Annotated in this window: 5 protein-coding genes; 2 read left to right on the plus strand and 3 right to left on the minus strand. The window is 43.5% G+C overall.

Going from position 1 to position 14559, the window contains the following annotated elements; translation table 11 throughout:
• Positions 1-70 precede the first annotated feature (70 nt).
• Together pgmB and NST40_RS08510 are read right to left on the minus strand one after the other, a co-directional pair.
• Positions 71-727, minus strand: a complete 657-nt coding sequence (gene pgmB, locus NST40_RS08505) for a beta-phosphoglucomutase (RefSeq protein ID WP_076218408.1) — start codon at positions 725-727, stop codon at positions 71-73.
• A 222-nt stretch (positions 728-949) separates the two neighbouring features.
• Positions 950-1996, minus strand: a complete 1047-nt coding sequence (locus tag NST40_RS08510) for a LacI family DNA-binding transcriptional regulator (RefSeq protein ID WP_076218409.1) — start codon at positions 1994-1996, stop codon at positions 950-952.
• A 687-nt stretch (positions 1997-2683) separates the two neighbouring features.
• On the opposite strand from NST40_RS08510, the gene NST40_RS08515 reads away from it, so the two are divergent.
• Complete coding sequence (locus tag NST40_RS08515; protein WP_342410591.1) at positions 2684-10420, plus strand: pullulanase; 7737 nt, start codon at positions 2684-2686, stop codon at positions 10418-10420.
• A 163-nt stretch (positions 10421-10583) separates the two neighbouring features.
• Here NST40_RS08515 and NST40_RS08520 read toward each other — a convergent pair whose 3' ends face one another.
• Complete coding sequence (locus tag NST40_RS08520; protein WP_076277540.1) at positions 10584-12329, minus strand: alpha-glycosidase; 1746 nt, start codon at positions 12327-12329, stop codon at positions 10584-10586.
• Positions 12330-13208: 879 nt separating this feature from the next.
• Between NST40_RS08520 and NST40_RS08525 the strand changes: the two genes are divergently transcribed.
• Positions 13209-14540 (plus strand): maltose ABC transporter substrate-binding protein, encoded by a 1332-nt coding sequence (locus NST40_RS08525; protein WP_076126469.1) that lies wholly within the window; start codon positions 13209-13211, stop codon positions 14538-14540.
• Positions 14541-14559: the final 19 nt, after the last annotated feature.

The following is a 14559-nucleotide window of genomic DNA, read 5'->3' on the forward strand; positions in this document are numbered from 1 at the left end:
TTTAATCTCTGGTAGGAATGTCCATAACAACTCAAATCAGTACTATTTGAGTTCATTATGTTCACTATATTTATGCAAAAGATTCTTTGAGCATGGACACACTCATATGAGCGAGCGATGGAACCACAATATTCGCTGCACTGAGGGTTTCCGGCGAACCAATGCCAATACTGAACATACCGGCCCGGGTAGCAGCCTCAATTCCCGCTTCCGCATCTTCGAAGACTACACAATGTTCAGGTGCGGCATCCAGTGCTTTGGCTCCTAACAGGAACACTTCCGGATCTGGTTTAGCAGCACTAGTATGAGTTCCATCGATGATTGCATCAAAGTAAGGGGTTAATCCGGTATTATTCAAGATCGTCATAGCGTTTTTACTGGCAGAACCGAGAGCGACTTTGATGCCATTCGTACGGCACTCTTTTAGGAAATCAAGCGCACCTGGCAGAATCTCAGAACTGTCCATTTTCGCAATATATTCGACATAACGATTATTTTTCTGTTCCGCAAGCTTAGCTTTCTCTTCTTCAGCAATCGTTAGTCCACCGATTTCCAGCAAAATATTTAGTGAAGCCGTTCTGCTGACTCCCTTAAGGCGTTCGTTATCTTGTTCTGTGAAAAGAAACCCCAGTCCATCTGCAAGCTCTTTCCAAGCGATATAATGGTATTTGGCTGTATCGACGATTACTCCGTCCAAGTCGAACAAGCAGGCTTTAATTTCCGACATTGTAGTACCTCCTAAAAGTTTTGACAGCGTCGTGATCCAGCGGATGCCGTATTAGAATCTTATTAAACCGTTTAAACTTTGATTAAGATGTGTAAGTTTATCCTAACCTAAGATCCTAGAAATCACCCATAAAGAACTGGATCATTAAGTATTGTATGATTTAGCGCAAACGTTTGTACAGATTTTCAAAAAATAAATGAAGCGATTAAACGCTTCACTTATTCATTCGGTTTTATGCTTTGCCTGAGCGTGCATGGATGACTCTCTCACGATCAGACGATGGGGAATGACAAATCGGTTGGTATGACCTGAACCGTTATCCGGACTCTTGATATTTTGGATAAGTACTTGTGATGCGGTGTAGCCAAGATGATAAATTCCTATATCAATACTGCTGATCGGAGGACTAGATAATTCAGATAATGGAATATTGTTAAAGCTTACAATGGCGAGATCGTCTGGAACCTTGTATTTCAGTTCATTCAACCCGCGCAAAATTCCGAACGATACCATGTCATCCACCGCTACCAGCGCAGTGGGTCGATTCGGCAAATTCATGAAAAAGGACATCGCTCTATAGCCGCTATCCTGTAGAAATTCACCCTCTACAATCCATTCATCCCGCATTTCTAAACCGCTATTCTGCAATGCTTTACGATATCCGGCGAGACGGTCACGAGAAACGATTAGATTAGGTGGTCCACTTACGAAGCCAATACGTTTATGCCCCATGGAAATGAGGTGGTTCGTAGCATCATATGCTGCCATCACATTATCATTATCGACTGATAAAATATTCTCATATTTATCACTCCGGCCAACAAGCACGAATGGATAATCGTTGCTCTCTAGAAAATCAATAACGGCATCATCCGTACGAGAGTAAAGCAGAATAACGCCGTCAACACGGCGACCCTTCAGAAGTCGTGAAACGGCTTCCAGTTCTTCTTTCTCGTTCGCTCCGGAGCTTATCAGCACATCATAACCGGAACGGCTGGCTTGTGTAACGATCCCGCGAATTAATTCCATAAAAAATAGATTAGAGAACAGCTCTTCAGCAGGTTTAGGAAGACTGAAGCAGATGCTGTTAGTAGTTTTCGACACCAAGCTCTTAGCCATCATGTTAGGGGTATAGCCCATATCCTCCATAATAGCTTTAACTTTGCGGGAAGTTTCCAGGCTGATTCTGGGATGGTTGGACAATACCCGGGATACCGTGGAGGGAGATACTCCCGCTTTCTTGGCCACATCCTTAATGGTAACTGTCATTGAAACCTCCTTATGGAACCGTTTGCTTTACACAGTAATATTAATCTAAGAGTTCTAAATTGTAAATAGATAAAGTCATTCAAAAGGAGGAAATTGCTACTTTTGGAAGGAACACAAGAAATTTCAATGCAATATTGTTGCTTTTCACCAAAAAAGTATGAATGATTCGGGAATTTTGATCTTAATATGTATAAATGCGGTCTGAATTTTGTGAAAAGAGCATTCGCTGAATGCAAACGTATGGCTTAAAGGATGCAAGAACTTAGCTGAAAGGAAGGGAAGAACAAGTTTCGTTTTTATTGCGGCTTTAAATTGAGCTTTTATTTTAGAAAATACTGGTTGACAATACCGTAAATTCGGCATTAGTATGTAAATCAAAATACAGCAAGCGTTTTCATTGGGTATTTTTAGGTTGTAATCAGTTGCACTAACGATCGGGTTTTATGGACTAGTGTTTGTGCATAGCTTTTTGCAAACGATTGCACTAATTTCGACATGATGTATCAAGCTTTTACTTTGATAGAAGGATGGTGACAGCGTTGAATTGGCTTGACGAGCCCTACATATAGACCTTCTTCACCTTCAGAAGGAATTCGCATGATTTATAATCTCATAAATTGGTGGGGTTTGTAAAATCATGTATCCGCTTGCAAAAAGGAATTCATAATTATGGGAGGTTTTGCAAAAATGAAAATAAGTTTATGGGGGAAGAGGGCATTTGCGATCTTTATGATCATTGCTCTCGTGTTCTCTGGTCTTGGACTACATCCTGTTAATGTTACAGCAGCAACGACGAAGGTTGTGTTGGTCGGGGATCTGCAGTCTAAATTTACATCGACAGATGCGGAAACGCCGGGTAAGGATTGGGATGAGACATCGGTAGTTACCCAAATGACCTATTCAGATAATGGCCTATATTCTTTTACAGGCACTCTGCCAGCAGGAGAATATAACTACAAGGTTACTCTAAATGATTTATGGGATGAGAATTATGGATTCACAAGTTACACCAATCCTCAGGGGAGCAATGATGGGGAGAATATCCATATCAAGCTAGAAACAGAGACTGCCGTGACCTTTTATTATAATGACTTAACTCATAAAATAGCCGATTCCACGTATTACACACCGATTGCTTCCGCTAAATTACCAAGATTGACAGGAAACCTGCCGGCAGAAGCACTTACCACATTATCTGATCCTGATTTTGATGATGTTTACAGTACGGTGGCTACCCTTCCTAAGGGAGATTACACCTACCAAGTTTCTGTTCCAGGAGACGGTGAAGCCGGGGATCAATTGTATCCCGAAACTGCTAATAATCTGAGTCTTCCTTCCGATCTGCCGGTTACCTTTAAATTTAATCCACTGGATGGCAGTGTGACAGCTGAATATAAAATTCCTTCTGAACCTGTTGAGGTTACCCCTGTTCCGGCTGGACACATCCGTATTCACTACAATCGGACAGCTGGTGACTATGAGAATCAGGGATTATGGACATGGGATGATGTTCAATCCCCTTCGGCAAATTGGCCAACAGGTGCAACTTCATTTCCTGAAGGACAAATCGATTCTTATGGTGCTTATGTTGACGTGCCAGTGAAGGATGGGGCCAAGAAAATTTCGTTCCTTGTGGTAAACCGAGTCACTCAGGCTAAGGATGAAGGCGATAAACTCTTTGCCATTAACACGCCTGAGACGAATGAAATTTGGATCAAGCAAGGGTCAAATGATGTAACACCGTATGAACCAGTTGCACTTGCTCCTAATACAGTGCGAATTCACTATACCAGAGCTGATACAAATCATGATCAATACGGACTGTGGCTGTGGGATGACGTCGTAGCCCCATCCGAAAATTGGCCGTCTGGTGCCACTCCTTTTGTGGCAGATCAAACAGATCGTTATGGTGCATATGTTGATGTTCCGCTTATTGAGAACGCGAAGAAAATTGGCTTTATTGTGATGAAACCTTCGAACGGTGATAAGGACGGTGACAATAAAACCTTTAGCCTGCTGGATCGATACAATCAGCTATGGGTTAAAGAAGGAGACAACAATGTTTATGTTTCTCCGTTTGGAGAGACACCAATTGGCTTAGTATCCGCAGAGGTGTTGTCGACGAGCAAAATCCTTCTCGGCTTCACACTGACTGACGGTTTGGATCCAGCAGCCTTAAAGTCAGCAATTACAGTTAAGGATAAAGAGGGTGCTGCAGTCCCGATTTCTGCTGTAACCCTTACAAGCAAAACTTCAATCGAAGTGGATACAGAAGCTTTTGATTTGGAAAAAGTTCCGCTTAGCGTTACCTATTCAGGTAAAACAGTCTCCGCCGCAAGTGGCTGGAGAATGCTTGATGAAATGTACAATTATACAGGAGACGATCTTGGAGCTACGTATAATGCTGACAAAACAGCCACATTGAAATTATGGGCACCTAAAGCAAGCGGAGTCGTTGTAAATCTTTACGATAAGAATGACTCTAACGTGCAAGTGGGTAGTGTTGCTTTAACACTCGGCGAGCAAGGGGTTTGGTCAGTCCAGCTGAAGCCAGCTGATTTGACAGGCACAACGGCAACAGATGTAAGGGGTTTCTTTTATCAATACGAAGTAACGAATGACGGTGTAACCCATAAGGTCCTTGATCCTTATGCTAAATCAATGGCGGTATTCACTGTGGATACCACAGGTGCTGCTGGTGCCGGCGGGGATACAGTGGGCAAAGCGGCTATCGTTGATTTAAGCCAGACGAACCCTGATACCTTTGGGTATGCTGATATAAAAGGCTACGAAAAACGTGAGGACGCCATCATCTACGAAGTCCACGTGAGAGATTTTACATCAGATGTATCGATCGAGGATAGTCTGAGTGGGGAAAGATGGGGTTCTTATAGCGCTTTTGAAAAGAAACTTGATTATATTAAATCTCTTGGTGTAACGCATGTTCAGTTGCTTCCTGTGATGGCTTGGTATTACGGGGATGAGACGAAGATGGGGACTAGAGAGCCAGAGTATTCCGCAAAAAACAATGAATACAACTGGGGGTATGATCCTCACAGCTATTTCTCTCCGGACGGGGCTTATTCACAGAATCCTGCCGATCCAGAAGAGCGGATTAAAGAATTAAAAGGTTTGATTGATGCCGTGCATGAAGCTGGAATGGGTGTCGTTCTGGACGTAGTGTATACTCACATGGCTAAAAAAGAATTTTTAAACGACATCGTACCTAATTATTATGCCTTCCAAGATGCAAACGGCAACTTTATCGGGGGGTTCGGCAACAATTTAGCCACCAACCATAAAATGGCTGAGAAGCTGATGGTTGATTCGGTAAAATACTGGTTTGAAGAGTATAAGATCGATGGAATGCGCTGGGATATGATGGGCGATGCGACAGCTGATGCTGTTCAGCATGCTTATGATGCCGCGGCAGCAGTGAATCCGAAGGCACTCTTTATTGGTGAAGGCTGGAGAACATTCGGCGGCGCTGCGGCTGATCCTTCTCTCGCTGGGCAAGGTGCAGATCAGGATTGGATGGACAAAACGGATAGTGTCGGTGTTTTCTCCGATGAATTCCGTAATGAATTGAAGTCTGGTTATGGTTCCGAAGGTCAGCCTAGATTTATTACCGGTGGAGCACGTCCGATCGCTACAATCCTGGACAATATCAAAGCTCAACCTTCGAATACACCAGCAGATGATCCGGGTGATATCGTCCCATATATCGAAGCTCATGATAATCTGACACTTCATGATGTCATAGCACAATCGATCAAGAAGGATCCGGATATTGCTGAGAATGAGCTTGAAATTCAGCAGCGGATCAGATTAGGAAATATGCTCGTATTAACTTCTCAAGGTACAGCCTTCATCCATGCCGGTCAGGAATATGGGCGGACTAAGCAGTGGAAGGGCACAACGGATCCTGAAGATAAATTCACAGAGATGTTCGACAATAACAACCAATCGTTTGGCTATTTCATTCATGATTCTTACGATTCATCGGATGCAGTTAACATGTTTGATTGGACCAAAGCAACGGATGAATCTAAGTTCCCAGTACAGAACACGACAAGAAAATATACGTCGGGTCTGATGGAGCTAAGAAAATCAACGGATGCCTTCCGATTGGGCGATAAGGATTTGGTTGACTCTAACATTAACCTGATCCCTGCTCCAGAAATGAAGGATAACGATCTTGTCATCGGTTATTCCAACAAAGCAACAGATGGTACTGGCATCTATTATGTCTTCATGAATGGTGACAGCACAACTAGAAAGCTGACCTTATCTGAGGATTTGACGGGTGGTCAAGTGCTTGTGGACAACGATGAAGCTGGTGTTACAGCGATACCGGCTGCGCAGCAGACAGGTTTTATTTTGACAGCAAATTCAATTACATTAGAGCCTTTGACGGCTGTGATTATTCAAAAGGAAGCTGCACCAGTTACGCTGACCTCTTTGGAAACAGATAGTGCAAGCTACACGCTGGCAGCAGGAAATACGCATCAAACCGCTGTTTTTGCGAAATATGATGACAATAGCAGAAGTAATGTTACTAAGAAGGCTACTTACCTTTCCAATAAACCTGAAGTGGCTACAGTAACTGATAAAGGTCTAGTCAAAGCGGTTGGGCTAGGAACGGCAACCCTTACTATCTCTTATGAGGGTGTTTCCACAACCATCACCGTTAAAGTTACTGACAAACGTTATGTTCAATTCACTTATACCCGTAGCGATAAGGACTATAAGGATTGGAATATCTGGGTTTGGAACACCGGAGCTAAAAATGACCAGATTGATTTCACAACCTTTAAGAATGGCACAGCGAGCGTTCTGATTGAGGTTGCGGAGAATGCAACAAGCGTTGGATTTGTCCTGCGCAAAGGTACGGATTGGAACACGGGAAAACAAGACTACCCGGACGATCGTGTCATACCGTTGACCCCTGGTGAACCGTTCACTAAGGTATATGTAACCAGTATGGTTAAAGAGCTTGATATCAAACCAAGTATTAGCGGCCCTATTTTAAAAGATGGAACGATTACTTTCAGATACCGCGACGACGCTTTGTTCCGTAATGGAAATATGGACGCAATAACAGCTGCTAAAGTAAAAGTGAACGGCACTTCGTATCCAATGATCTATGATCCGGCTAACGAGTGGTTCACTTATACACTGGCTGATTTAAAAGAAGGTATGTATAAATATACTTTCTTGATTACTAAAGATGGCGTCACTACCGAAATTACAGATCCAAAGAATACGGTGAATGATGAATCTGTTATTGATTATCATCAACCTGTCGTTACGATTACGGCATCCGTAAGTCCAGAGGCAGTCACATCCAATCAGAATGCTGTTGTAAGCATCAACGCTTCCTCTTCGGAAGAAGTAACTTACTCTGAAGCATATATGGATTTAACCAATCTTGGAGGACCTAGCAAAGTTAAGCTGGATACGGAACTCTTGAAACAAACGGTTGCTGTGAAAGACACGGTGTCAGCGGGCATCAAGGATATTCCGATTACGCTCGTAGACCAATACGGCAATGCACATAAGGAAAAGGCTACACTTGAGGTAAAGGCAAGAACCTATACAGGGGATAAGCTGGATTTTGATTGGGATGAGGCCCGGATTTATTTCGCGCTTACAGACCGGTTTAAAGACGGTGACCCAACGAATAATGAGAATGTAAATAAAGATCATCTGGAAGCTTATCATGGTGGAGATTTCCGGGGGATGATCGACAATCTCGATTATTTGCAAGAGCTAGGAATTAACACGTTATGGATCACGCCAATCGTAGATAATATTGATTTTAACAAAGGCGTTGACTTTGGCAGCGAACAATATGGATACCATGGGTATTGGGCAAAAGATTTTACCAAGCTCGACGAGCATCTTGGCGATATGGCAACCTTCAAGGAGCTAATCGAAAAGGCGCATGACAAAGGGATCAAGATCATGGTTGACGTTGTACTCAATCATACGGGTTACGGTCTGAAAGCTGAGGATACCTATCCGACAATTACAGCTGAGGATAAAGCACGTTTCGAAGGGATGCTGCGCACGGATGGTGTATCCGCAGATACAGATCCAATTAAGGGTGAGCTTGCTTTCCTGCCAGATTTCAAGACGGAAGATCCAGCCGTTCGTGAAAAAATTATCGCTTGGCAAACAGGCTGGTTAGACAACGCACGTACGGAACGTGGAGACACGATTGATTATTTCCGTGTGGATACAGTCAAGCACGTGGATGATACGACTTGGAAAGCCTTTAAAAATGCACTGACAGCGATTGATCCAAACTTCAAAATGACCGGCGAATACTTCGGTGGAACCATTGATAACAATGGTGGAATGCTCGAAACTAGCCAGATGGATGGTCTGCTTGATTTTGGATTTAAAGATGCAGCCAGAGATTTTGCAAATGGTAAGGTAAACAGTGTGGATGCTTATCTGCAGGAACGTGAATTAAAGATCGACAATACGAAGATGATGGCTCAATTCCTGAGCAGTCACGATGAGAATGGTTTCTTGTCTGATTATGTGGGAGGCGATAAAGGCAAGCTGAAGATTGCTGCAGCTCTGCAAATTACCGCCAAAGGACAGCCGGTAATATACTACGGAGAAGAACTGGGGAATTCCGGAAGCAATGCTGGAAATATGTCTGAAGGTCAATTCAGTGAGAACCGTAAGGATATGCCTTGGGATCAATTGACGGCAGAGAAGCCACTACATGACCATTATCAAAAGCTGTTGAATATCCGTGCGAAGTACTCCAAAGTGTATTCCAAAGGTGCGCGCACGAAGCTCGCAGGTTCAGATGATTCAGGTTATTTAGCTTTCAACAAATCTTATGAAGATGAGAACGTAGTGACGGTAATCAATACTAAAACTAGTGGGAATTCTGTAACGATTCCAGTACCGTTTGCTGCCAATTCATCGGTAACCGATGAATACAGCGGTAAAACATACATGGTTTCCGAAGATCAAAAGGTAAATATTGATCTGCCAGGCAGAGATGATGGAGGCACGGTTATTTTGGCGGAGGTATCGGATGTTATACCGACACCAACGCCGACGCCGACACCAACGTCGACGCCAACACCAACACCAACATCGACGCCAACGCCGACGCCGACACCATCGTCGACGCCAACGCCGACACCAACGTCGACGCCGACGCCGACACCAACATCGACGCCAACGCCGACACCAGAAGTGACACCGTCGCCTGAGGTGACACCAACGCCAGAAGCCACAGCGGCACCAACCTCTGGAGTTGTTGTTAACCCTAGCCCTACGCCGCCAGCGGATACTCAGGTTGTGAATGAGGATAGCTTGAAGAATGGTAAAGAAGGCAAGGTGCAAATTGATGTTGCTGCCGGTAAGACAGCGGTACGCTTACCTTTACAAGCTGCACAAATACTAGGAACTAATGATCTTGTATTTAAAATGGGAGATCTGTTAGTTACTATCCCTAGCCAGCTTTTAAGTACATTGCCAAGTTTAGCTTCAGGTATTGATGGGGTAGGTGCCCAAATCTTGCTTGAACTGAACCCACTGGCGCAGTCTGCTGCGAAAGCCATAGTAGACGGTTTAAACAAAGACAGTGCTCATGGTAGCTCTCTTTCCGATGTATTTGAATTCAGACTTAGCGTGCTGATGAAAGACGGTACTCGGATTGTAATTAAGCAGTTCGATGAGCCGATTACGATCTCATTCAAGATTAAAGGGCAATTCAATAAAGACTTAATCGGAATCTATTATTTAAGTGATAATGGCGGGTTAGAGTACGTGGGAGGACAGCTGAATGGAGAGGTGATCACGGCACAAGTCACACACTTCAGTAAGTATGCTGTGCTTGAAATCGATAAGTCGTTCAAAGATGTTCCTGCAACCTATTGGGCATTTAAGGCGATTCAATCACTTGCCGCCAAACAAATTGTGTCAGGGGTTACTACCTCCGAGTTTGATCCAAAAAGTAATGTTAGCCGTGCGGAATTTACAGCACTACTAGTACGTGCACTTGGCTTAAAAGCGGAAGGGCAGGTCCTGTTTACTGACATCAGGTCAGATGCATGGTATGCCTCATATGTAGCCACAGCTACTAAGCTGGGTATTGTTAGTGGACGGAGTAATAATATTTTTGCGCCGAATGCATCAATTACCCGTGAGGAAATGGCCGTTATGGCGATCCGCGCACTTGAAGTGAAGTCTGGTAAGAAGCTTGAACCTGTAGCAGCCTCTACGGCATTTACTGACGCTTCAAGTATTAGCAAGTGGGCGGAAGCCTATGTGAAGACTGCAGCAGACTTAGGACTCCTGCAAGGCCGAGAGAACAAACGATTCGCTCCAAAAGCATGGATGACACGCGCAGAAAGCGCACAGGTTATTTATACGCTGCTGAGCAAGTAGGCTAAACTAAGGTGTGCTGAATTCTGGCACCCCTTAGTTTGAGCAGCGGTTAGCATTTTAGTATGCTCCAAAAGAAAACAGGGTATCCCGAAGCGATTATCGCTTGCGAGATACCCTTTTTTGTTATGCTGTATGGCCGGGCAGTGGGAAGAAAAGAAGTCTTTTAGATGATTGCTTTTAGGATAGCGAATCCATAGGCTGGCATCTTCACGTTCAGCTTGCTACGTTCTGTGCGTAGTGTTTCGCCTGTAAACAAGTTCTCCCAATCCCGCTCGTCTACGTCAATACGGAAGGTCTGAGCGGTCTCTTCACTGTTGATTAGTACCACAATCGTCTGCAGATCCAGCCGGCGCTCATAGGCTAGCTTGCTGCCTTGTTGTCCTGCCTCAAGGAAGGTAAATGTACCTGTGCGGAGAGCAGGGTGGTCATTGCGTATTTTAATAAGCTGACGATAGAACTCGAAGAGCTCTCGATCCTGCTTTTCAGGGTTCCACTCCATGCATTTGCGGCAACCAGGGTCACCTTCACCGTCCATGCCGATCTCGTCACCGTAATAGATGCAGGGAGTGCCCATAAAGGTGAATTGGAACAGTGCCGCTAATCGCATCTTGTTTTTGTCTCCAGCAGCCAGCGTAAGCAGTCGTGGAGTATCGTGGCTATCCAGCAGATTAAAAGCAACTTCACTAGCCTGCAGCGGGTAGCGTGATAACTGTTTACCAATGGAATTGGCGAATCCTTCAGCATCAAGAGTGCCATGCACAAAAAAGTCAAGGACGGCGTCAGTGAAAGGATAGTTCATAACGGCATCAAATTTATCGCCTTCCAGCCAAGGTGCAGATTCATGCCAGATTTCCCCCAATATGTAGGCCTCAGGATTAGCACGTTTAACCACCTTGCGGAATTCCCGCCAGAAATCATGATCCACTTCATTGGCAACGTCCAGACGCCAGCCATCGATCCCGACTTCTTTGATCCAGTATTCTGCGACTTTCAGTAAGTATTGTTTAACTTCAGGGTGTTCTGTGTTTAGCTTTGGCATTAGCGGTTCAAAAGCAAAGGTGTCATAAGTAGGGACACCGTTTTCAATCTGAAGCGGAAACTTACGAATATGGAACCAATCTTTAAAGGCGGAAGCCTCTCCTTTTTCTTGAACATCTACAAAAGGAGCAAAGGTTTTGCCAGAATGATTGAATACGGCATCTAGCAGGACACGAATCCCACGTTTATGGCAGCTATCGACGAGCTTTTTTAAAGTCTCAATATCTCCAAAATGCGGATCGACTTTCATATAGTCTTCTGTATCGTATTTGTGATTAGTAGTTGCATCAAAGATAGGTGTGAAATAAATAGCGGTGATCCCAAGCTCGTTAAGATGATCTAAATGATCAATAACCCCTTGCAGGTCGCCGCCAAAAAAATTGGTTGGTGTTGGTTCGGAGCCCCATGGCTGAACATTTTCCGGATCAAGGCTTGGGTCGCCATTTGCAAAGCGTTCTGGGAAGATCTGATAAAAAACAGCGTCCTTTACCCAGGCAGGCGGAGCAAATACATCAACGCGGTTAATGAAAGGGAATTCGAACAGCTTGTTTGGGTTTTCCGGCCGCACCGTTTGAAAGTCACTTTCGGTCATCCAAATTCGTTCGTTATCTTTTTGAAGTAAGAAGCCGTATTTCAAGCGGCGGTAGAGAGGTACTGAAGCACATTCCCAATAGTCAAACATAGCATCGGAGGTGAAGAGGGTCATGGGAATTAGCTCTTTTGTGGTATCCCAAGCATATTTATCTCCAGCAAAGGCGAACACTTCGGTTAAATCCCCTTTTTTAGCGCGTAGACGCAGGTGAATCGTACTTTCATTATAGGCATAAGACCAATTTAACCGCGGACGATGATACACTGCTTCCAGTAACATGATAAATCCTCCTAAAGTTTTGTTAGCGCTACTTCCTCGGATACTTCGGCAAAACCACATCGAAAGCATAGGCTAAGTTTTGTTAGCGTTACTTCCCCGGATACTTCGGCAAAACCACATCGAAAGCATAGGCTAAGTTTTGTTAGCGTTACTTTCTCGAAAGCATAAACTATTCCCGGACGATACTCCACAGAGCGCGTGGAATGTAGAATGTCGCTATTGTTATTGGTTGCACAGTTTTTTATGCAACATGCACTAAATCAGTAGCAGAGTAGCACATAACAAAGAGGCACAACCACCGCGAAGTAGCTTGCCCGAGGTTGTACCTTTGATAAGTAACATTGCCTTTTAATTATATAGAACAGGAGGCAGACAAGGGATGTTGTGCTTCATGCTGGACAGCCTCTTAACGTTTTGGATTATAGCATGGAATAAAAGGGCTTTCAATACTCTTGTTCAAACCATTGCACTAAATTTCACTAAAGTAAACGAGCATTGTGAAGGGCAATTTATGAGAAATCTCTTGAAATAGAGAAAATGTGGCATATTAGGGGCAAATAAAATAGATATTCCAATAATAAACACATGAATTATCGACTAATTAAAAGATATCATGTGAAAAATGGAGATATATGCCTATAATGTATATCAAATAATGGAAAATGACCCAATACAGTATATGCAAACGTTTTTAAAAACAATCGTTACTGTTGTATGATGTACTCATGAATGAAGCGCTTTCTTACCTGTGAAATGCAGATACAGAAGGAGCAAGCTAAAAGAAGAACTTTTTTTTTAGCCTTTCTGAAATCGTTTGCGCAGATTGCAGCACTACTATTTTCCATCTTACGTTTTTAAAAATTGGGAGGGGTTAAAGTAATGAAATTGAAAAAAATGATGGTTATCACCGCAGCTTTCTCAATGGCTCTGTCCGTTACAGCATGCGGTTCGAACAACAACAGTACGAATAACGGGGGCAACAACGCAGCAAAAGCAACTAATAATGCTACTACAGAGACTGCAGCGCCAGAGAGCACAGATGCAGCAGCAACAGATGAAATTGTACCTGAAGATGGCGCAACTCTAGTTGTATGGGAAAGTAAAGAAGAAAGACCTTTTGCAGATGAGATTGCTAAACAGTTCACAGCAAAATATAACGTTCCAGTCAAGGTTGAAGAATTGGCACCACCAGATCAAGTAACTAAACTTACTCAAGATGGTCCTTCAGGATTAGCGGCAGACGTTATTCTTATCCCTCACGATAACTTAGGTAAAGCGGCAAGCGCGAGCTTGGTTCTTCCTAACGATGTCTTCGGTGAAGAAACAAAAGCTAACAATACTGAAGCTTCGATTATCGGATCTTCGTACGAAGGCGAATTGTATGGTTACCCAAGAGCAGCAGAAACTTATGCATTGTTCTACAATAAATCGCTTGTTAAAGAAGCACCTAAATCATTTGATGATGTTCTTGCATTCAGCAAAACATTCACGGATAAATCGAAAAATAGATATGGGATTATGTGGGAAGTAGGAAACTTGTACTTCAACTACATGTTTATCGCTTCCGATGGCGGATACCTCTTCGGTAAGGATGGTACGGATAAAGATGATATCGGTCTTGCTAACGATGGTGCAATTGCAGGACTTAAAGAATTTGTGAAACTGAAGGAAGCATTGCCAATTAAGAGTGGTGATATCAACAGTGATATTAAACGCAGCTTGTTCAACTCTGGTGATGTAGCTATGGATATCACAGGTCCATGGGAGCTTGGAGGATACAAAGAAGCTCTTGGTGACAACCTTGGTATTGCTCCAATCCCTACAGTGAATGGCAAAACAGCAATTACATTCTCTGGTATTAAAATTTTCGCAGTTAACTCGTTTACTCAATATCCGAATGCTGCTAAATTGTATGCGAATTTTGCTTCAAGCAAAGACGCTCAGCTGTTACTGAACAAAACGATTGGTTCGGTTCCTACAAACAACGAGGCGCTTCTTGATCCACAGATCTCTAGCGATCCATATGTCTCTGTTTTTGCAGAACAAGCTAAGAACTCCCAACCGATGCCTTCTATTCCTGAAATGGGTAACGTATGGAGCCCAGTGAATGCTGCCCTTCCAGAAATTTGGGATAAAAATGGGGATCCAAAAGCAGCAATGGACAAAGCTGTACAACAAATCAAAGATTTGAATAACAGTGCATCCCAATAAGGATCATAATTCACTGTCT

It is taken from the genome of Paenibacillus sp. FSL R10-2778 (genome assembly GCF_038593035.1).
GTDB lineage: Bacteria > Bacillota > Bacilli > Paenibacillales > Paenibacillaceae > Paenibacillus_AQ > Paenibacillus_AQ odorifer.